Annotated in this window: 16 protein-coding genes and 5 tRNA genes; 5 read left to right on the top strand and 16 right to left on the bottom strand. The window is 29.7% G+C overall.

Annotated features, from left to right (window positions below):
• Positions 1-178 precede the first annotated feature (178 nt).
• The 5 genes from BMY79_RS03960 to BMY79_RS03940 form a co-directional block, all read right to left on the bottom strand.
• Positions 179-251: transfer RNA gene (locus BMY79_RS03960), tRNA-Lys, on the bottom strand.
• Positions 252-280: 29 nt separating this feature from the next.
• Positions 281-356 (bottom strand) — tRNA-His (locus BMY79_RS03955).
• A 19-nt stretch (positions 357-375) separates the two neighbouring features.
• Positions 376-449: transfer RNA gene (locus BMY79_RS03950), tRNA-Arg, on the bottom strand.
• Between the two features lie 23 nt (positions 450-472).
• Positions 473-543: transfer RNA gene (locus BMY79_RS03945), tRNA-Gly, on the bottom strand.
• A 4-nt stretch (positions 544-547) separates the two neighbouring features.
• Positions 548-622: transfer RNA gene (locus tag BMY79_RS03940), tRNA-Pro, on the bottom strand.
• A 256-nt stretch (positions 623-878) separates the two neighbouring features.
• Between BMY79_RS03940 and BMY79_RS12135 the strand changes: the two genes are divergently transcribed.
• Positions 879-1,040 (top strand): hypothetical protein, encoded by a 162-nt coding sequence (locus BMY79_RS12135; RefSeq protein WP_177176423.1) that lies wholly within the window; start codon positions 879-881, stop codon positions 1,038-1,040.
• Between the two features lie 45 nt (positions 1,041-1,085).
• Complete coding sequence (locus tag BMY79_RS03935) at positions 1,086-2,351, top strand: GGDEF domain-containing protein (protein ID WP_074730451.1); 1,266 nt, start codon at positions 1,086-1,088, stop codon at positions 2,349-2,351.
• A gap of 98 nt (positions 2,352-2,449) precedes the next feature.
• Here BMY79_RS03935 and BMY79_RS03930 read toward each other — a convergent pair whose 3' ends face one another.
• From BMY79_RS03930 to BMY79_RS03905, 6 genes are read right to left on the bottom strand one after another with little or no spacing between them, the layout of a single operon-like run.
• Complete coding sequence (locus BMY79_RS03930) at positions 2,450-3,697, bottom strand: sensor domain-containing diguanylate cyclase (RefSeq protein WP_022749913.1); 1,248 nt, start codon at positions 3,695-3,697, stop codon at positions 2,450-2,452.
• A 56-nt stretch (positions 3,698-3,753) separates the two neighbouring features.
• Positions 3,754-4,179 carry a (deoxy)nucleoside triphosphate pyrophosphohydrolase gene (locus BMY79_RS03925; protein WP_027421566.1) on the bottom strand — a complete coding sequence of 142 codons (426 nt, stop codon included), beginning with the start codon at positions 4,177-4,179 and terminating at the stop codon, positions 3,754-3,756.
• Between the two features lie 42 nt (positions 4,180-4,221).
• Positions 4,222-7,218, bottom strand: coding sequence for a DEAD/DEAH box helicase (locus tag BMY79_RS03920; protein WP_074730450.1), 2,997 nt, complete (start codon positions 7,216-7,218; stop codon positions 4,222-4,224).
• Between the two features lie 17 nt (positions 7,219-7,235).
• On the bottom strand, positions 7,236-8,117 hold the full coding sequence (locus BMY79_RS03915; protein ID WP_022749909.1) for a YitT family protein: 882 nt from the start codon (positions 8,115-8,117) through the stop codon (positions 7,236-7,238).
• Between the two features lie 17 nt (positions 8,118-8,134).
• Positions 8,135-8,626: a hypothetical protein gene (locus tag BMY79_RS03910; RefSeq protein ID WP_022749908.1), complete on the bottom strand. Its 492-nt coding sequence runs from the start codon at positions 8,624-8,626 to the stop codon at positions 8,135-8,137.
• Positions 8,626-10,011, bottom strand: a complete 1,386-nt coding sequence (locus BMY79_RS03905) for a Y-family DNA polymerase (protein ID WP_074730449.1) — start codon at positions 10,009-10,011, stop codon at positions 8,626-8,628. Before BMY79_RS03905 ends, BMY79_RS03910 begins: the two co-directional genes overlap by 1 nt.
• 158 nt (positions 10,012-10,169) lie before the next feature.
• Between BMY79_RS03905 and BMY79_RS03900 the strand changes: the two genes are divergently transcribed.
• The gene (locus BMY79_RS03900) at positions 10,170-11,120 is read left to right on the top strand and encodes a glycosyltransferase family 2 protein (RefSeq protein WP_022749905.1); all 951 of its coding nucleotides are present in this window, start codon (positions 10,170-10,172) and stop codon (positions 11,118-11,120) included.
• Between the two features lie 153 nt (positions 11,121-11,273).
• Here the strand turns inward: BMY79_RS03900 and BMY79_RS03895 are convergent, their stop codons facing one another.
• Positions 11,274-11,990, bottom strand: coding sequence for a zinc metallopeptidase (locus BMY79_RS03895; protein WP_074730448.1), 717 nt, complete (start codon positions 11,988-11,990; stop codon positions 11,274-11,276).
• Positions 11,991-12,168: 178 nt separating this feature from the next.
• On the opposite strand from BMY79_RS03895, the gene BMY79_RS03890 reads away from it, so the two are divergent.
• On the top strand, positions 12,169-14,010 hold the full coding sequence (locus BMY79_RS03890) for a glycosyltransferase family 2 protein (RefSeq protein ID WP_029066869.1): 1,842 nt from the start codon (positions 12,169-12,171) through the stop codon (positions 14,008-14,010).
• Between the two features lie 154 nt (positions 14,011-14,164).
• On the opposite strand, the gene BMY79_RS03885 is transcribed toward BMY79_RS03890, so the two are convergent.
• From BMY79_RS03885 to nagB, 3 genes are all read right to left on the bottom strand, one after another.
• Entirely contained in the window at positions 14,165-15,115 is a 951-nt protein-coding gene (locus tag BMY79_RS03885) for a PfkB family carbohydrate kinase (protein ID WP_029066868.1), read from the bottom strand.
• Between the two features lie 144 nt (positions 15,116-15,259).
• Positions 15,260-16,375: an N-acetylglucosamine-6-phosphate deacetylase gene (nagA, locus tag BMY79_RS03880; RefSeq protein ID WP_022749900.1), complete on the bottom strand. Its 1,116-nt coding sequence runs from the start codon at positions 16,373-16,375 to the stop codon at positions 15,260-15,262.
• A gap of 18 nt (positions 16,376-16,393) precedes the next feature.
• Entirely contained in the window at positions 16,394-17,125 is a 732-nt protein-coding gene (nagB, locus tag BMY79_RS03875; RefSeq protein ID WP_022749899.1) for a glucosamine-6-phosphate deaminase, read from the bottom strand.
• 346 nt (positions 17,126-17,471) lie between these two features.
• Between nagB and BMY79_RS03870 the strand changes: the two genes are divergently transcribed.
• Positions 17,472-18,992: a carbon starvation CstA family protein gene (locus BMY79_RS03870; RefSeq protein WP_074730447.1), complete on the top strand. Its 1,521-nt coding sequence runs from the start codon at positions 17,472-17,474 to the stop codon at positions 18,990-18,992.
• An 86-nt stretch (positions 18,993-19,078) separates the two neighbouring features.
• Here the strand turns inward: BMY79_RS03870 and BMY79_RS03865 are convergent, their stop codons facing one another.
• A complete protein-coding gene (locus tag BMY79_RS03865) occupies positions 19,079-20,272 on the bottom strand; it encodes an AAA family ATPase (protein WP_027421573.1) in 1,194 nt (397 codons plus the stop codon).
• Between the last annotated feature and the right edge of the window lie 48 nt (positions 20,273-20,320).

Genomic DNA, 20,320 nt, shown 5'->3' with positions numbered 1-20,320 from the left:
TTTTTTCATGTAAAGAAAAAAAATCATTCTATGACATTTGTTTTTTTCTTTATTTTCACATATTAACAACTACTTATAAGTGTATCTTCTATTAATATAGATATCATGTATGCTTCTTTTAGAAATAAACCTTTATATATACAAAAAAGAGCAACTATATCAGTCACTCTTCAAATCATGAGACATCGGGGATTCGAACCCCGGACAACTTGATTAAAAGTCAAGTGCTCTACCAACTGAGCTAATATCCCATATTATTTAATTATATCTTTTCAGATAAAGGTGGGAAGTGGGGTTCGAACCCACGACCTTCGGAACCACAATCCGACGCGCTAACCAGCTGTGCTATACCCACCATGATAACAACGTATCAAATGTGCTCGAAGGGATTCGAACCCCCGACCCACGGCTTAGAAGGCCGTTGCTCTATCCAGCTGAGCTACGAACACATAACTATGTTTTGGCATAGTAAAGCGGGTGATGGGAATCGAACCCACGTATCCAGCTTGGAAGGCTGGTGTTCTACCATTGAACTACACCCGCAAAATCGGGGTGACAGGATTCGAACCTGCGACCTCCTGGTCCCAAACCAGGCGCTCTAGCCAAGCTGAGCCACACCCCGTGGCTGTTATTTATTTGTCTCTTGCCTTGCGACGAATGTTATTATATCAAATAAAAAAATAGAATGCAACCCCTTTTTTTACATTTTTTTATTTTCTAAACTTTAGGCTTTTTCGGAGGTGTTTTTTGACTTTTCAAACTTTTTACACATTTTACATTTTCACAATTATAATGTAAAATAATCCCAATATTAATTATTTAATTAAATATTGATAATAACATAAACCTATTTTTTCTAGGAGGTTAATTTATATATTATGTTTCGTAAACATATAGTTTTACTAAACAATTTGATTATCATTTTATTTATTTTAATTGGATTTACAGTTGTTGAATTAAATGATGCTTTTTATTTTAATTCGTTAGCTAAAAAGCAAGTCACTAATGATGTATCTTTAACTATGTTACATATTTCTTAGCAACTAGAGTCTGCCACTTTTGAGCAGCGTACAGTTGCCCAAACAATGGCAAACGATTCTTTTTTGAAGAATTGGATTATTAAAGAACATCAATTATCAAATATCCATACTCAATTTGATAAAAAAAATCAGCAAGCCTTATGCACTTATTTATCCAACTATAAACACCTATATGGATATAATACTATTTTTTGTATTTCTAATTTAACTAAAAATTATTATACACAATATGGTTTTAACAAAACTCTATCCACCAAAAATAAATACGATAGTTGGTTTTATAATTTTTTAAATTTAAATAAAATATGCGATATTCAAGTTGATACAGATGAGGATAATAATTTTAATGTAACTTTATTTACTAACTATAAAGTAATCGATCAAAACAATAACGTAATTGGTGTTGTCGGTAGCGGAAGAACTATAAGCAAATTTGAAAAAGAAATTGAAAACTTTAAGGATAATTATGATCTCAATATTTATATTGTTAACGTAGGAAATGCGAACAATTCCTTTACAGGAAAAACTAAATATTTTAAATCTCCAAAAGAGCTTTCTAAAATGTATAACATTCCTAGTTCTGAATTTTCAAGAATTCACAACAAGCAATACACATTAAAAAACTCTAAACAATTTGTCTCCATAAAACATATTGATGATTTAAATTGGAATATAGTTATAGAAAAAAATACTTCGCCAATCTATGAATATTTTCTTTCTAAAATGTCACATAGTATTCTATATGCTGTGATTTTAATATTCCTACTTAGTGCAGTATCAACATTTTGTTTAACTAAATTAAATAAATCATTTGTTATCCGACAAAATATCGATGAATTAACATCTTTATATAACTACAGAATATTCAAATGTGAATTTACTAAGTTTATACACAGAACTCACAAAAAATATACGAATAGCTGTTTATTTATGCTTGATGTAGATAATTTCAAAACATATAATGACACTTGTGGACATCTCTACGGTAATGATATTTTAAAATTTGTTGCATCTAAACTTCTTGATGCAATTGGAGAATGTGGAATTTGTGCTCGATGGGGCGGTGATGAATTTATTGGTATTTATTATGGTTCCGCAGAATCTGCTCAGGTAATACTTGATAATGTTAATAATGAATTAAAAAATATTTCTACACAAAAGATAAGTTTAAGTATTGGAATAACAACGATTGTAAAAGATAATAAACTTGTTAATACTAACAAGAATCTATCTTTTTATACTAATCAAGCTGACTCTGCTTTGTACCACGCGAAACAAAACGGAAAAGGAAGAAGCCACATTATCTCATAAATATGCCAACCTCCAATCGTTAGATTTTTGGTCTAACTTTGGGGGGTCGGTACAAGATATATGGCTTCTTTTTTGTAATTTTATTTTATAATTAAACATTATATAATTTCATAGGTATCTCTTTTTTCTTTTGCTTTATATAGCGCAACGTCTACCCTACTAATTAATGCTTCTATGTTCTCATCATCTCCAATATATCCAGCTCCAATTGATATTGTCGTTGAGACTCCTATATTATCCTCATTTATTACTTCTTTAACTCGGATTAGTCTATTTAACTTTTGTAGGATTCCTTCTAAATTTACTGGAGGTATATTTCTTAAAATTATAATAAACTCATCTCCGCCCCATCTTATAATACTATCTGTCTCTCTGATATTATCTTTTATTTCACTTACAATTGCTTTTAAAACTTCATCGCCAAAATTATGACCATACTTATCATTAATATTTTTAAAACGATCAACATCTATTATTACTACTGCTGATTCTATTTTTGATTGCTTGTATTTTTCAAGTTCTTCATTTAACAATTTTGTTCCACAATACCTGCTACACGCTTTAGTCAGCGCATCAATTTCAACTTTATTTTGAAGTTTTTCTGCCTCACCTTTATAAAGTTCACTAGACTTTACCAACTTCCTCGTATTTATTCCAATAACAACAGATAAGCCGACTATAGAAACGCCATAACCCAAAAATAGAACCATTTGTGATCTTTCATCTAGGAAGAAAGAATTTTCACGAATTTGTGTATAATAAACTCCCATACATACTATCCAATTATAATCTTTATATAGTTTTGAATATGACATCTTCTTACTTACTTTTTTTGAATCTAATTCTTTAAAATAATAGCTATAGCTAATAGAACCATTTTCTTTTACTCCCTCTAGTTCCATTTTATAAGGCAAATTTCCCACAGCATCTTTGGTTCTTGTAGACAAATACATACCCTCTGTATCTTTCAAATTTGGATGGATCAATCGAATGGCATAGCCGTCCCCACCATCATAATCTTTGACCTCGTTAATCCAAATATAACCATCATTCTCATACTCTTGACTATATAATTTTTGACGAATAAGTCTTGTAACTTCAGCCTTTACATCTGAAACACTATAAAATTTTCCTTCTTTCATCCATCTATACTCAACATCTTTTTTTAAAATATCTATATACTCAACTTCATTATCAACAGTATTTTTTATATACTGCTTCTGTTGATATATTGAATTTTTGTATATACTTTCCACGCCTAACACTTGTACAATTAATGTACATACAAAAGATATCAAGAAACCGATGGTAGCAAACTTTAACAATCTTCTTTCTTGAACTGACAATTCTTTTGCCCCCCAAAATTAATTGTTCAGTACATATTTCGACCTGCGTGGCTATGTTATTTAGAATGAAATCCATTTTTACATATATAATCTTTTATTTTAGAAATTAAAGTCACATCAGCTGGCAACCAGTCTACTTCTTCTATCTGATCTACCGTTAACCATTTTGCGTCTTGATGTTCTTTTAGAATTAAATCTCCTTCTTTTACCTGACAAAAATAACATTTCATGGATAAATGAAATGTTGGATAATCATATTCTATTTGATCAATAAATTGTCCAACTTCTACAATTGTATCTAACTCTTCTTTTATTTCTCTTGTAAGTGCATCTTGGGGCTTTTCATTTATTTCTACTTTTCCACCTGGGAATTCCCAACCACCTTTGAATTCTCCATAACCTCTTTGTGTTGAAAAAATAATAGTTTCATTATTTTGATTTTTGGCAGTTATAACTGCTGCTACTACATTGACTGTCTTCACTTCTTTTACCTTCCATTTAGTTATTTATTATAAATATATTTTTTAAATACCTGCATTCAAATATTTTAAAACATCTTCTCTAACAGGAGTATTCATTTTAAAAACGAATTTTGTTATTGCTTTTTCATTTCCACTATTATCTAATTTTGTAGATTCTTCGTAAGATTGTATATTACATTTGCCCAAATAATAAAAACTTTTCTCATTTTGATCTTTTTTTACAAAAAGATTTATTTTTGAAGCCGTAATAACTTCTTGGCAATAATTACTTTCAATACCTTGTCCTATTTGAGAATCCCAATAAAATGTCATACTATCTTTAAATGCATCTGCATAATCTGGACGCCCCTGTACATACTGTTCTCCTTCTTGAGCTTCTTCTTTATGGTATGTTACAAAAAGAAATACTTCATCTTTTATTCTTTTCTTTCCGTACATAACTGATGAGATATCTGTCTCAAAATTTGTTAATAAACACACATCTCTTCTAGTATACTTTTGGAACAATACAAATGGCTTGTCTTGCTTAAAATAATCAAAATATTTATCATTATATTGAGCCTTAGCAACCTCAACAATATCATTCAATTGCCTATTAAACTCAGCATGCTGTAATCTATTAGAAAATGTTTCAAATCGTCTTAATCTGCTATCATTTTCTTCTTTTACGATGTCAATAACACCTTTATACAAATCTTTTTCTGCTTTGTTTTTAGTAAATTGACCATTCAAAAGTGAAATTGCTGATTTATAATCACTCTCTTCTAAACATGAATGATATTCATGCTCAAAATCATTTTTTAAATCTTCTAATTCTATACTATTATTTTTTAATAAATTTTCTAAAATGCAAATTTCATGCGGACGTATTCCTTGTATAATTGTTTTTGACAAATATTTTAAAATACATTTTTCTTCTTGTGTTATCTTACCTACATAAAGCTCTTTTTCTTTTTTTTCTAGAAAATCTTGATATGTACCGAATTTATCTATAATAACACTTGGATCAATTTCATTTTCTCTGTAAAAATCGAGCAAATATGGTATTCTACCTAAACGTTTTTTCAAATTAGTATAGCTTTGGGTAATAATATTTTTTATCCCCTTCATTTTATCAATTGTTTTAAAAATCTTCTCCTTAGCAATCGAATCAAAATGAATAGTTGATGTGCCTGGCAATAAATTATTTCCACTAATAATATACTTTTTGATTGTATCCTGATTATATGAACGATCTCCCGATAATGCTACTGGAATCATAAAATTATTGTCATAATTACCTATAAAATCAATAATAACAACATATTCTTTTCCCTGTGACTTTCGCAAACCTCTTCCTAGCTGTTGAATAAACACTATTGGCGATTGTGTTGGTCGAAGCATAATAACTTGATTGACCTCTACTATATCAACACCCTCATTTAAAATTTCAACTGACAAAATATAATCTAACGCATTATCCCCTTCATCTTGAGCTAATCTTTCAAAAGCGTCTTGACGCTCTTCTTCTGTAGCTTTCCCTGACAATGCTATTGTTCTGTATTTTTGATTTGTCTCTTTATTTATTCTTTGATTTATAATTTTGGATAATTCTTCGGCTTCATCTATCCTGCTGCAAAAAATAAGTCCTTTTACTCTATCTCCACTATATCCATAGAAATTAGCCTGTTTTAATATGTAATCAACTCGTGATTCTGAAGTCAGATTCTTAAATATTTCTCCACCTATTTTTTTCTTCTTTATTTCAGTTTCATCAACTTCGACAATATCACTCACTCCAAAATAATGGAATGGACACAATAATTTTTCTTCCATTGCATCCTGTAATCTTATTTCACATGCTATTTGATAATTAAATATTTCATAAATATTATTACTCTCGATATTTTCTAAATCTGTTGTTTTATCAGGTGTAGCTGTCATTCCAAGCCACAATTTAGGTGTAAAATAATTCATCACTTTTTGATATGAATTAGCTGATGAATGATGAGCTTCGTCTAAAATAATACAGTCAAATGCATCTTTATTATATTTAGACATTGTATCATCCTTACTCAATTTTTGTACGGTTGCGAAAATATAATCACTATCATAATCTTCATGTCCGCCACCAAACAAGCCCATTTTTACTTTATTAGAAAATACTTTTTTATACGACTTCTTAGTTTGAATCGCTAATTGTGATCTATGCACTAAAAATAGAACTCTTTTAAATCCAAGCTCCCTCATTGCAAATGCAGATGCAAATGTTTTTCCTGTACCAGTCGCTGAAATTAAAAGTGCTCTATTTTGATTATTATCAATTATTTTCTTTAAATTATTTATAAATAATATTTGCATGCTATTAGGCTGCAATTTATACTCTTCTATTGATGTTATTTGACTTTCCTTGGCAATCTCTTTTTGTCTTTTTATTATTTGATATTTTCTTTCGTATTCTTCATAAAATTCATCAAATTCTTTAGAATACTGAGAATTCCACAATTGATCAAATTCTTTTAGAATATCACAGGCCACTTCTCCTTTTGATGTGGATAACACCTTAGTATTCCACTCAAGATTCTCTGTTAAAGCCTTTCCTGTTAAATTTGAACTACCTATTATCATTCTATACAAATCATTTTTCTTAAAAATATAACCTTTTGTATGAAATCCATATCTTGCATTTTCAATATCATACATTTTAATCGTTATATTAGAAAACTTTTGTAATCTTTTAAGAGCCTTAGGTTCACTAAAATTCAAGTAATTTGTTGTAAGAATCTCACCTTTTATACCTTTTTCTTCAAGTTCCTTTAACACTGGTAATAATGTTACAACTCCACTAGATGTAATAAATGCAACACTAATTTTAAAACTATCACATTTTAGCAACTCATCTTCAATTATTGTTAAAACTTTTCTTCCTTCTTTATAGTTATTGGACACAAATTGTGGTACATACTGTGGATCTGCTGCAACACTTCCATCAATATATGCTGTTTTAAAACCATTTTGTATCTTACAACTTAGTTCTTCTTGCTTTATATATTCTTGCATTATCAAAAAACCTTTCTTTAATCCTTAGGACTATAATAAAAATTACCTGTTACCCTTTGGGTATTTATACAATTTATAAATGATGAACTATCTATTTTTTTTATTTTGGCAATTAATGTCTTCGCATCTGACGCACTTACAACGGAATATACCATTTTATAATTATTACCTTGGTAGCTTCCCTGTACATCCATTATTGACGCTCCATGACGACATACTTTATATATCTCATCACAGATTTCTTTCGATTTCTCTGTTACAATATACAATGTTACTTGCTGGTAATTACGATACAATAACTTCAATGTTTGAGTTGATACATATTGGAAAATTATTGAATATAAAGCTTTATCCCAACCAAATAAAATTCCTGCAGAAATCAATACACATACGTTGAATCCTAAAATAATGTTAAAAGAATCTATTCCTCTTTTTTGCGAAAGATATATTGATATAAAATCAGTTCCACCACTTGTTGCATCTACTGATAAACACATACTAATTGCTATTCCATTAATAATTCCACCAAATACACTTACTAGTAAAATATCATTTGTAACACTGTATGCTGGCAAAAAATCAACAATTATACCATTTGTGATTATCATTATGACTGACAAAATTGTAAACTTCTTACCTACGAACCTAAATCCTATGTAAGCCGGAATTGTATTTAATATAATATTAACAATTGTATATGATAATTTTATACCTAAAAAATCATGAAATATAGTCTGTATCAATATTGTTAATCCTGTTGCGCCACCAGGATACAATCCCGCTGATTTAACAAAAAATTTAATATTTAACGCCATAACAATTGATGCTAATATTACAACTATTAATCTTTTAGTGTCCCTTATTATTATTTTTGGGGTATTTGTTACGTTATCACTCATATCTTAGCCTCATAAATTTATTCTAAATATATTTCATATATATCCTTAAAATAAATTTCCTTTCCTATATTTTCTGATGCACTTGGTTTTTCTATAGTGTATTTACTCTTTTCTTCAGATTTATGATTATCTTCAGAAAAAACTACTATTTTATTATAATTGCTGTCTACTTTTATAGCTTTACCTTTTATTTGAATATATTTCTCATATTCACAAGAAAAATATATCACTTTTACGTCGACTTGTATATTTTTTTCTAAAGATTCTTGTATAGTTATCAAAATTTTATTTATTTCTTCTTTTTTTTCTTCAGAAAGGCTCTTTCTTGTAGTTTTTATAATTTGTTCATCTAAAATAGCATCTTCATATCCTGTCAACGCTGCAAACGGCATAAAAATTTTAGCTCTCTCTTTTCTTTGCATTCGAGGGTGTTTTCTTAAACTTTCAGCACTACGAATCTGATCATAATTCATATCTATTAAATTTCCATACGATTTATCTTGATTCATTACGCCTTATGACCTCCTATTTGATTATTTCTTTCTCGTGAAGTAGCACCTTCCTCAAATGCTGTTCCCTTTAAAATCATATTTTTTCCAAATCGCTTTTTTATTTCTAAAGCAGCCTTTTCTATATTTGCCTCTTTTTCAGTTTTGACGTAATCTTCAAATAACGACAATTGCTCATAATTTTGTTTCTTGATGTCATTTGCATTTAATGTAATTCTTCGTACATATAAACTTTTATCTACTTCAGCATCATACAAATCTACTACCGCTTTTTTTATTTTTGAATTTGAATTAGTGTATTCACTTAAACGTGCTGTTTTATGCATTGGTTTAGGCACTACTCTACCATAATGGTCTAAAACTACACTACCGTTATATTCCTCATTATCGATATTAATTCTGTCATATCCAATAGTTATAGTTACTGAATTTGTTGCAATTTTTTTTAATAATAGTTCATTAGTCATTGCATCAACCATTTCTTTTAACACAGTCCTCGCCTGAAAAAATGTATACGGTTGTGATAAAACCTGCCCTGATGAAAGACTATTTGACTTAGTTTTATAATTTTTTATATCTTCCATGGTACATGTCTCATACCCCCAAGCATGATCAATCAGAATTTCTGCATCAACACCAAATTCTTTAAACAACACATCTTCATTGACTAATGACATTTTAGCTAAATCGCCCATTGTGAAAATTCCTAACTTAGCTAATCTTTTTACTGTACCTCTACCTATTCTCCAAAAATCAGTTAATGGTTTATGATTCCATAACTGCTTTCTGTAACTAATTTCATCTAATCTTGCAATTCTTACACCTTTGTCGTTTTCCTTGGCATGTTTAGCCATAATATCCATTGCTATCTTGCAAAGGTATAAATTCGATCCAATTCCTGCTGTCGCAGTTATTCCTGTAGTTTCATATACATCATTAACTATTTTAGTAGCAAGTTCCTCTGGGGACATCTTATAAATATTAAAGTAATTAGTAACATCTAAAAAAACTTCATCGATACTATAAACATGTATATCTTGTGGACTTATATACTTCAAATAAACTTTATATATCTCACAAGATGTTTCTATATATTTAGCCATCTGAGGTGGTGCAATTATAAATTCTACTTTTTGATTGGTCATTTTATAAATTTCTTCTACTTTTTGATTAACCTCAAATAATCGAGCTCTTCCTGGTATTCCATACGTTTTAAGCGCTGGACTAACCGCTAAGCATATAGTTTTATCAGTTCGTGAAGCATCTGCAACTACAAGCTTCGCTTTTAAAGGATCTAATCCCCTTTCTATACACTCAACAGATGCATAAAAAGACTTTAAATCTATTGCAATATAAATTTTTGAATTATAATTATGAATTATCATTATGCTCTCCTTTTACAATTTACGTATCATTCGAACAGATTTTTGTTAATTATAGTATACTACAGCGAACTTAGGTTTGCAACTTTTTTGTTTACAAACTTCTTCATATCTGTTAACGTTAAATTAGGAGTATAATTTTTATTCTTGGAGGGGATATAATGGACAAAATTTCTTTAATAATTCCATGTTATAATGAAGAGGAAACAATACCTATTTTATATAACGAACTTAATAGAATTTCACATTTAATGAAATACGTTACATTTGAACTCTTTTTTATAGATGATGGCTCAACCGACAATACTTTGCTTTATTTTAAAGAATTAAGCTCAAAAGATTCTCGAGTAAAATATATATCTTTTTCAAGAAATTTTGGAAAAGAGTCGGCTATGTATGCTGGTCTTTCTCATGCTAATGGTGACTATGTAGCCATCCTTGATGCCGATATGCAAGATCCCCCTGATTTATTGCCTAAATTATATTCAACCATAAAAGAGGGAAAATATAATTCTGTCGCAACCCGTCGTACGACTCGTGAAGGCGAACCACGTTTTCGCACTATATGTGCTAAAATTTTTTATAAAATTATGCGCAAGATTTCAAAAACTAATATTGTTGATGGTTCTAGGGATTTTCGCTTAATGGATCGAAAATTCGTTAATTCCATTTTATCATTAAAAGAATTTAATCGTTTTACAAAAGGCATGTACAATTGGGTTGGCTTTAAAACAACTTGTATCGAATATGAAAACGTGAAACGTTGTGCCGGAAAAACAAAATGGTCTTTTCTTGGACTTTTAACTTATTCTCTTGAAGGAATTATTTCATATTCGACTGTTCCACTTATAATAACGTCCTTGATTGGATTATTTTTCTTTGTTTTATCTTTGTTTTTTATTATTTTTATAATTATACGCCAATTAATCTATCACAACTCTGCGAATGGATGGTCTTCGTCAATTTGTATTATTTTACTAATTGGCGGAATTCAACTTTTTTCGATTGGAATAATTGGGCAGTATCTTTCTCAGATTTATTTAGAAATAAAAGGTAGACCTCATTATATTATTGATGAGACAAATATAAATGAAAATTACTTTGATTTGTAGAAGATATTCTTTCTACAGATTCTATAATGACTAAGAGATAAAGTACTTCTCTAACACTATAATAAAAAGCTGAGAATTCTATCTGTAATAGGATAAAATTATCTCAGCTTTTTTGAATTTAATTTTTTATTTTTCTTTTGACAAATCCAAATTTTAATCTTCTTCTCTGCTGTTAGCCGCTATAATTAATAAAAATCTGAGTACTTGAAGAAGTGAAGTAAGTACTGCTGCCACATATGTTAATGCTGCTGCAATCAATACTTTTTTAGCTCCCCTTAATTCATCTTTGCGCATATAATTACCTTCTGATAAAATTTTTATAGCGCGTCGTGATGCATTAATCTCAACCGGAAGCGTTATAAGTTGGAATACCAATGTTAAAGAAAATAGCAAAACACCTAACTTTGCTAATGCTAATTTTCCCAAAATTAATCCTATCATAAACAATGGCATTGACGCGTATGAACCAAAATTTACAACTCCAACTATACTATTTCTGATATAAATTGGTTTATAATTCTTGTGATATTGAATAACATGGCCACATTCATGTGCTGCTACCCCAATAGCTGCAATGGAAGTTGAGTTATAAACAGAATCAGAAAGTCTAACAACGTCTGCACGTGGATCATAATGATCTGTCAATTCTCCACTAATATGTTCAATTCGAACTCCATAAATTCCAGCTCTACTTAGTATCATTTCTGCTACATCTTTTGCTGTAAATCCACTTGTTGATCTCTTTTTGTTATATCTAAAAAATGTCCATTTTATATTAAGTGAAGCAAACAAACTAATTATCGCTCCAATTATTATAAGAATGAAAGTTGGATCATAATAATAATAATAATAAGGATAATAATAACCCATTCTTTGCACCTCCTTTAGTTTTCAAAATTAATGATAACATATTTTTTTTAAAAAAATGTGTAAATATTATAATTTTTATATAAAATTACCGATATATAAAATGTGTCTAAATAAATGCTAAATAAAAATAAATTTCTTATGAAATATTTATTTTATATATAGTTAGGAGATAATGTTTATGGAAAATAAAGTCTGTGTCAGTATTATTTTACCAATATATGAAAAAAGTGAAAATCTTAGTAAATGTATCGATAGTATATTAACTCAAACTTATCCAAATTTTGAGTTATTATTAATTGATGCCTTAAATGACGAAAACGACTCTTATTTTTCCACATTACAAAATTATTTAAACAAAGATTCTCGATTAAAATATATAAAAACAAACACCGAGCAAACATATTCAAGTGCATGCAATGTTGGAATTTCACAAGTTCAAAACGACTATATTGCTTTTGCAAATCCAAATGAAAAATGGCGTTCGAATAAACTTCTTTTACAAATTGCTTGCATAAATGATGATTATCCAGTCTGCTATTCATCTAGTTCATTAACTACAACTAACGATCTAAATTCAAGAAATTTAAATGGTGATATCTTCAAAATTCTTTTATCTAATAAAAATTTTATTAGTTTAAGCACCATGATGATAAAAAAAGAATGTTTTGATGTAGTAGGTAGTCTTTCAACAAAATATAAAATTTTTTATGATTATGAACTTGTTCTACGACTTGCACAAATTTATAAGTTTACATATATTGATCAGGAATTACAAGTTGCACTTAGTGAATTATCTTATGAATTAGAAGATTATTATTCAGAATATTTATCTGTTTTTGAAGAATATGCACCTATCATAGACACCTTAAATATGTTTGATGTTTTTGCAAACTGTATTATATCTCAAGCCAAAAATGACGGTATTGAAGAAGTTGTTTCTGAGAATATTAAAGAAATACGAATTTTTAACGGAATACATGATTTTGAAAATAAATCTGATAATACACCATATAAAGTTAGCATTATAATGAGTTGTCTGAATGATGAAAGTGTATTAAATACAGCTCTTACAAGTATTACCAAACAGACCTTAGATATGATAAATCTTCAGGTAATTCTCATTGATCAAGGCTCTGATGATTCTACTTTAGATATTTTAGATGCTTTTGAAAAAAAATATCCTTTTAACTGTATTTTGATAAAAGACGAATATATGCTTGAAAAATCAACTGCTTTAAATTTAGCTCTTGATTATATTAAGGGAGAGTATGTTCTTTTCTTAGAGCCAAAGGATTCGCTTTCTCCAAATACTTGCGAAGATTTATACAATCTTGCGCAAGATAAGGCACTTGATATGATTCAGGCTTGTTATTATAAAAACACAGACGGTACCTTAGAGATTGTTAATCCTTGTGACATAGAAGGATTAATCGAATTAAATGAAACAAATAGATTAAACATTTTAATAAATCAACCTTTTACTTGTGACCTAATTGGTAAATTTTTTAGAAGTCACTATATTAAGCAACATAATATTCAGTTTGCAACCACTAAAATTTCATATGAATATAAATTTGTATATTCATATTTCATTTTTGGAAATAATGTTGCAATTATCGACTTACCATATTATCAGGTTAATGGCAATGATGATAGTGTTATAGAAATTGATCCTATTGATTTAGCCAATAGTCAACTTCAACTTCTCTACTATTTAAAAGCAAAAAATGAGTATCGATTATATTATCCTGAAATTGAATTTAATTTTTTTGTTAACTTCTACTTAAATACGATTTATGCAACAAAAGATTATGATTTTATTATTGATACGTATGATTATGAATGGTTGAGAAATACTTTGCTTAATGAAATGCCTAATTGGCAACGTAATAATTACATTATGGATAATCCATTTTTTTCATCTATTTTTAAGGCTCTTCATACAAGCTTTTTGAACAGTCCTAACCTACAGATGAAATATTTGGAAAAAATTAGAAATGAATTCTCTTCTCTTTTATAAACAAATCCAATATAAAAGGAGCCCTAGTTTATACCTCTTATCAATAATTATGAATTAGAGGTGATATATAAACTAGGGTTCTTCTTTTTGTTTCTTATATATTTTTAAATTTTTCTATTTGATCTATATCTATAAATATAACAAGTTATTCTTTCTATTTTGCTTTTTGAGCTTTACAATCTGTACCGATTTCAAGTCCAAATTCACTTGGTAAAAATCTAGGTGATACATTTTCTTTTGTAGCAATAACAGATGAAGCAAGTCTTGTACCAATCGCACATGAATCTGCAAGTGTCTTGCCATATGTAAGACCAATGGCAACTCCGGCAAAAAACGCATCTCCACAACCTGTAGTATCCACAACAACTACGTTTTGTGCAGGGCATACTCCACATTTTCCACCTGGTTGTGCCCAAACTGCACCTTTTGATCCCATTGTAACAATCATATTTGGTATTTGAGCTAATTCTACCTTCCTTTGAATTATCTCTGCCATTTCTTCTGGAGTCTTGCCAGAATAATCTTCTGTAAACAACAAACCAGCCTCTTGAATATTACAAACTACACAATCTGTTTTCTTTAATAAATCTCTACGCTCCATTGCAATTGTCATATTAGATACTACTGCAAAAACCTTCTTATTATATTTTTCTGCTAATGTAAAGATTCTTTTTAAAATTGAAGCTTCCATATCAATTTCAACAACAATGCTATCCGCATTTTTTACAATTTCTTCACCATTTTCTTCGAAAATAGTGCCTATCTCTTTTAAATCTGGACGTTTAGAAATTGATGCTACAACATCTCCATCATTATCAAACACAGCTAGCCATGTACCTAAACCATCTTCTGTTCTTCTAACATATTTTGTTTCTACTTTATGTCTATCAAGCTTTGCAATTACATCATCACTAATACCTGATTTATCAACTACGCTGACAAAAGTTGGTTTTAATTCAACATTAGCAATGTCTTCTACAACATTTCTAGCTACTCCTCCATGAACTTGTACAACTCTACCAACATTACGACCTGATGGAATATATTGACACATTGGATAACCTTTTATGTCAACAAAAACAGCACCTACTACTACGATACCCATCTTTAAAACCTCTCTTTTCTATCAAACCTATTTTTTAGCTTTTACCTATTATAATAAAAGCCGAATTTATTTTTCAGTTTATTGTGTTTTTAGCTTGTTGTATTTAGATACAATAACATGATAATAATGTTTTTGCAATGTAATTTATAAAAAATTTCCTTTTTGTAGCACTTTTTTTAGATTGTATTTACTATCTGTCAAAATAATATTTGCATACTTGCCAACTTCTATTGAACCAAAATCTTTTTCAAGTCCAATTGATTTTACTGGGTTAATAGTTGCTGCTTTAATAGCCTTTTCTGGTTGAACCTTCATTTCTACTATTGCTCTTCTCATGCATTCATAAAGATTCGTTACACTACCAGCTAAAACGCTATCATCTCTTGTTAATGTTGCTTTTGAATTTTTTACAGTAACAAGCTGTGCCCCTAATTCATACTCTCCATCCGGCAAGCCGCATGCCATCATACTATCTGATATTAAAATAACCTTATCTTCATTAAACATATCAAAAGTAAATCTAACAACCGCTGGATGAACATGTAATCCATCCGCAATAAGCTCAACTTCAGCATTTTTTTCATATGCTGCAATTATTGGCCCTGGATTTCTGTGATGAATACCAGGCATTGCATTATAAATATGAGTTATATGAGATGCACCATTATCAAATGCTTTTATTGCTGTTTCATAATCAGCACATGTATGTGCAATAGAAATCCTTACATCCTTTGAACATTCTTTTATGAAATTTATAGCATTTTTTTCTTCTGGTGCAACATCTACTATTTTGAATTTTCCCTGAGCACGATTTTGCAAACGCAAAAACATCTCAATATCCGCCTCTTTTATGTACTTGGGATTTTGCGCTCCTATTTTTTGCGGACTAATAAATGGTCCTTCCATATTAATACCAACTAATTGTGACTTGCCAATTGTATTTTTATATTCGTTAGCAACATCTACTATTTTATTTAAACGCTCTTCATCAAAAGTCATAGTTGCTGGAGCCATTAATAACACACCATTTTTTGCTTCAAATTCACCGATCTTATTTAAACCTTCTAAATTTCCATCACAAAAATCGTGATTCATCGCCCCGTGAAAATGAATATCACACAGCCCTGGGATTGCATTATATTCTGCATCCTTAGGTGATGTATTTTCAACTATATCTACTATTTTTTCATTCTCTATATGTATATCTACTTTTTTAAAACCTTCATTTTGTAAAAAAGCATTAACATTTTCTAATAACATATGATTCTTGCCTCCACATTATAAGTCTATTTTACTTAACGCTTCCTCATCTCCAACTAATGTAAAATCAGGATGCATCTGAAGTATTGATGCTGGAACCTCTGGAGTCACTGGACCAAAAAACGCTTGTTTTACAATATCTGCTTTACCTATTCCATTTGCGACCATAAGAACCTTTCTTGCTTGCATTATCGATTTTATTCCCATTGTATAAGCTTGTTTTGGAACATCATCTTTACTTTCAAAGAAACGTTTATTAGCTTCTATCGTACTATCTGTAAGATCTACACAATGTGTCAAAAGTTCAAACGCTGCCCCAGGTTCATTAAAGCCAATGTGTCCATCATTACCAATTCCTAGTAATTGCAAATCTATTCCACCTGCTGCATGAATTATTTCTTCATATTCACTACACGCTTGTTTGGCATCTAAATTCGATCCATCTGGAACATTTATATTTTCTTCTTTAATATTGACTTTATCAAAAAAATTTTTATGCATAAAATACCAATAGCTTTGATCATGATTTTTATCAAGGCCTCTATATTCATCTAAATTTATTGTAGTCACTTCTTCAAAATCTATATCACCTTTGTTGTACCAATCTATTAGCTGTTCATATATTCCAATAGGTGTAGAACCTGTTGCTAATCCTAAAACTGCATTAGGTTTCATAATTACCTGAGCTGAAATAATATTTGCAGCTTTTCTTGACATATCCTTATAATCCTTTGCTTTTATTATTTTCATATAAATGTCTCCTTCCACAAAATCATTCATTAAATCTTATTTATTTTCGCCATTTTAACGAATTCTCCCCCATTTTTAGAATACACTTTTTTAGTGATTTATTCAAGAAAAATTTATTTGTAACTTATAATATAGACACTTTTGTTGATTATATATTTTTTGTGAATTATGTGTTTGTTTTTTTTATTTTTTTTTGTATAATTATAGAATATTAACAATCAGTTGTTTAAAAATTTATAAATTTTTAACATTGATTAAATTTCCCATAGTGTTAGTATAAAATTGTAAATATTTAAATCATACAATTTTAATACACTAAGTATTATAAAAGGGGGTAACTTTAGTTATGATTTCATTTTTTATTGCGCTTTTAGGACTAGTTGTTGGATTCTTTATTTACGGAACCTTCGTTGATAAAGTATTCAAACCAGATGATCGCAAAACACCTTGTGTTGAGCATCCTGACGGTGTTGACTTTGTTCCTATGAAACCTTGGAGAGCATTTTTAATTCAACTCCTAAACATTGCCGGTCTTGGACCAATTTTTGGTGCGCTATCTGGTGCAATCTGGGGACCTAGTGTTTATCTTTGGATTGTTCTTGGTACAATTTTTGCTGGTGGTGTTCATGATTATTTAACAGGAATGCTTTCTATGCGAAATGATGGCGCTAGTGTTTCAGAATTAACAGGAAAATATCTTGGACCTGTTATGAAAAACATCATGCGTGTATTTTCAGTTATTTTATTAGTTATGGTAGGCGTTGTATTCATGGTTGGACCTGCAGGTTTACTTGCTACAATGGTGACAGGTGGTCACAAACCTTCAACAGCAGCCACTCTTACAACTATCTTTACAATCGTTATTTTACTATATTACTTACTTGCAACATTGATGCCAATCGATAAAGTAATTGGTAAAATTTATCCAATTTTTGGAATTTGTTTAATCGTTATGGCTATCGGTATCGGTGGTGCTACAATTATTAGACATATCAATGGTACACATCCTATGATTGAATTATGGGATGGATTTAACAATATGCATCCAAAGGGTAATGCACAACCTATTTGGCCTTTAATGTTTATTACAGTAGCTTGTGGTGCTATTTCTGGTTTCCATGCTACACAATCACCTATGATGGCTAGATGTCTTACATCAGAACGTCAAGGTCGTCATGTATTCTATGGTGCAATGGTATCTGAAGGTATCATCGCTCTTATTTGGGCATCTGCAGGTATTGCATTCTATAATGTTGCTGGAAAACCATTCACAACATCTGCTCTATTAGCTGCAGGTGGTGGAAACTCAACAACAGTTTATAAAATGTCAGTTGAATTACTTGGACCTGTTGGTAGTGTATTAGCTTTACTTGGTGTTGTTGCTTGTCCTATCACATCTGGTGATACAGCTTTTAGAAGTGCTAGACTTACACTTGCTGATTGGTTTAAAATTGATCAATCAAGTATCAAAAAACGTTTACCACTCGCCATTCCACTTCTTGGTGTTGGATATTTAATCTCATTCTTAGATTACAATATCGTTTGGAGATATTTCTCTTGGTCTAACCAAACATTAGCTATGATTGCACTTTGGACTGGTGCAACATATTTAACACGAAATGTATCTGCAAAATGTGGATGGATTGCTACTATTCCAGCAACATTCATGTCAGCAGTTTCAATTACATACTTCTGTTTTGCTCCTGAATGTTTAAATTTAGGTGCTAAAACAAATGGTACAATGATTTCATATGCAATTGGTATATTAGGTGCTGCAATCTTCTTTGGAATCTTTTTATTTAAAGTATATATTCCAGAAAGAACTCACCATCATAATCACACAAGCCATATTGCACATCAAAATTAAGTGATTCTCTCACTTATTGATTGCACTAAAAAAGGAGCTAGAAAAACAAATTGTTTTTCTTAGCTCCTTTTGTATTGAAAAAATTTTTATTCTAACATATCTGGAACAGCTCCGTATTTTCCTGCTAAATAATTCTTAGAAAAACTTTCATCTTTTCTAATTCCTATACCAAACTCATCAACAATATCAGCTAATGAAAACATAGATGATTCGCCTTTGTCATCTTTTTCTATAAACCAAATCTCATCTCTTCTTAGGATTTCATTCGAGAGCTGGCATACGTCATTAGTAGTAAAAATAAACTGCGCTTGATTCTTATTAAATGATTTATCCATCACACTCTTTATAAAACTTCTTACCAAGAAAGTGTGGAAACCGCTGTCGATTTCATCGACAAATAATACTCCACCTGTTGATAACACTTTATGAATCTTTGGAAATAATGAAAATAATTTTCTTACCCCCCTTGATTCCATCTCAATTGGAATTTCAATTGATCCTGTGCCATCATATTTTTTATGAGTAAATAAAATCTTTTTCTCTAAGTTTTTATCAACTCTTAATCCTGTAATTGTCTTATCAAACGTTCTAAATGTATCAAGCATATTACTTAAAAATTCTTTATCATCAATAAATTCCTTAGATAAATCCTTAGCCAAAAATTCTTTTCCGATATCTTCTGATGCAAATACATTTTTTTTGAAAAAATCATAGATGTTAGAGCAACTATATATTTTTAAATTTTTAGCTGCTGTTGCTATTAATACATTATCTGAAATAACTTTTTCTAAAAGTTCTGTCTCATTACGACTCAAAATACTTTTAATAATATTATTACCTTTTCTAGAAAATACAATTCTATAATTTTTAGTAGTTCTAGCTTTTACATTTAACCACTCAGCTGTAATTTGATTTTTTAAAATAGAAAAACCGTAATTGTAAATTCTATCTCTGATATCATCTTCTAGCATAAAATAAATTTCAAAAACTGTTTCTTTTTCCTTATAAAACGAATCAAATAAAAATGGCTTTTGAGTAAAAGAATAAGCTTCATTTCCCCAAAATTGACCTACAACCATATCTGTCATGAACTTATATGCATCAAATACTGTACTCTTTCCGCTCGCATTAGCCCCAAACAAAACCGAAACAGGTAGCAACTTCTCATTACCTTTAAGTATAAGTGATTCTGAAAACTCTGTCATTTTAGTCGCTGATAAATCTAGAGCCGCTTCTTGTTTAAACGACTTAAAATTTTTAAAACAAAATTCAACTAACATTGACTACTTTCCTCCTATAAAATTATACTTTTTATAATATTATATTCT

This window comes from Lachnobacterium bovis, from assembly GCF_900111325.1.
Taxonomy (GTDB): Bacteria; Bacillota; Clostridia; order Lachnospirales; family Lachnospiraceae; genus Roseburia; species Roseburia bovis_A.
This window is presented reverse-complemented; position numbering and strand designations above follow the sequence as displayed.

Bases quoted from the DNA above. Each gene is read 5' to 3' on its own strand.
- BMY79_RS12135 (WP_177176423.1), top strand. From the start codon at position 879: ATGTTTCGTAAACATATAGTTTTACTAAACAATTTGATTATCATTTTA.
- BMY79_RS03935 (WP_074730451.1), top strand. From the start codon at position 1,086: ATGGCAAACGATTCTTTTTTGAAGAATTGGATTATTAAAGAACATCAA.
- BMY79_RS03920 (WP_074730450.1), bottom strand. From the start codon at position 7,218: ATGCAAGAATATATAAAGCAAGAAGAACTAAGTTGTAAGATACAAAAT.
- BMY79_RS03915 (WP_022749909.1), bottom strand. From the start codon at position 8,117: ATGAGTGATAACGTAACAAATACCCCAAAAATAATAATAAGGGACACT.
- BMY79_RS03910 (WP_022749908.1), bottom strand. From the start codon at position 8,626: ATGAATCAAGATAAATCGTATGGAAATTTAATAGATATGAATTATGAT.
- BMY79_RS03905 (WP_074730449.1), bottom strand. From the start codon at position 10,011: ATGATAATTCATAATTATAATTCAAAAATTTATATTGCAATAGATTTA.
- BMY79_RS03900 (WP_022749905.1), top strand. From the start codon at position 10,170: ATGGACAAAATTTCTTTAATAATTCCATGTTATAATGAAGAGGAAACA.
- BMY79_RS03895 (WP_074730448.1), bottom strand. From the start codon at position 11,990: ATGGGTTATTATTATCCTTATTATTATTATTATTATGATCCAACTTTC.
- BMY79_RS03890 (WP_029066869.1), top strand. From the start codon at position 12,169: ATGGAAAATAAAGTCTGTGTCAGTATTATTTTACCAATATATGAAAAA.
- BMY79_RS03885 (WP_029066868.1), bottom strand. From the start codon at position 15,115: ATGGGTATCGTAGTAGTAGGTGCTGTTTTTGTTGACATAAAAGGTTAT.
- nagA (WP_022749900.1), bottom strand. From the start codon at position 16,375: ATGTTATTAGAAAATGTTAATGCTTTTTTACAAAATGAAGGTTTTAAA.
- nagB (WP_022749899.1), bottom strand. From the start codon at position 17,125: ATGAAAATAATAAAAGCAAAGGATTATAAGGATATGTCAAGAAAAGCT.
- BMY79_RS03870 (WP_074730447.1), top strand. From the start codon at position 17,472: ATGATTTCATTTTTTATTGCGCTTTTAGGACTAGTTGTTGGATTCTTT.
- BMY79_RS03865 (WP_027421573.1), bottom strand. From the start codon at position 20,272: ATGTTAGTTGAATTTTGTTTTAAAAATTTTAAGTCGTTTAAACAAGAA.